The following is a 686-nucleotide window of genomic DNA, read 5'->3' on the forward strand; positions in this document are numbered from 1 at the left end:
AAGACCCCCCCGGCGGCGGCCGCCCCCCCCCCCCCCCCGACACAGATGGTCACCAGGCGGCGTATCTCACCGGGCGGGGCCGGCGCCCCCATCGGGCGGGCGACAATCGCGGCCACCATGACGACGGCGCTGAGCACCGCGAACGGCACGCTGTGGTCGAAATACTGCCGTTGGATGATGTCGAAGGCGTAGTGCCAGCTCACCGGGAACAGCCAATTCACCTGGAACGCCTGGCCGTGGGCGAACACCACGAACGGCGTCATGCCCCCCAACGTGACAGCCGTCGCGGTCGTCCACCGCAGCGCGGGCGCTGTGCGCGCCCCCCGGAGCGCCAGCTGCGGCAGCATCACCACATGAACCAGGACCAACAGAATCAGGTTGAGGCTCAATAGGATCGACACCATCAACGCCGCCGCGTAGCCGACCCACAACCGGGCCCGGTTACGGCGTACCGCGGCGACGAACAACACCGTCAGCCAGATCGCCGCGGCCACCGACAAGGCATACGACCGCGCTTCGATACCCGCCCACGTGGTGCGCGGGAGGATCGCGAACATGACGCCCGCGCACACCGCGGTGCCGCGTCCCGGGGTGAAGCGCCGGGTTAAGACGACCACCCCGGCGGTGGCGACGCCGACGGCCAGCGCGCTGGGCTGCCGCGACCAGAACTCGGTCGGGGGAAAGAT

At 70.1% G+C, this 686-nt stretch carries 1 pseudogene; it reads right to left on the reverse strand.

The features are described from left to right. Window positions 1-686: pseudogene (locus FQ389_RS18350) on the reverse strand (glycosyltransferase family 39 protein); the annotation flags it as partial.

Source organism: Mycobacterium tilburgii (assembly GCF_902168065.1).
Lineage (GTDB): Bacteria > Actinomycetota > Actinomycetes > Mycobacteriales > Mycobacteriaceae > Mycobacterium > Mycobacterium tilburgii.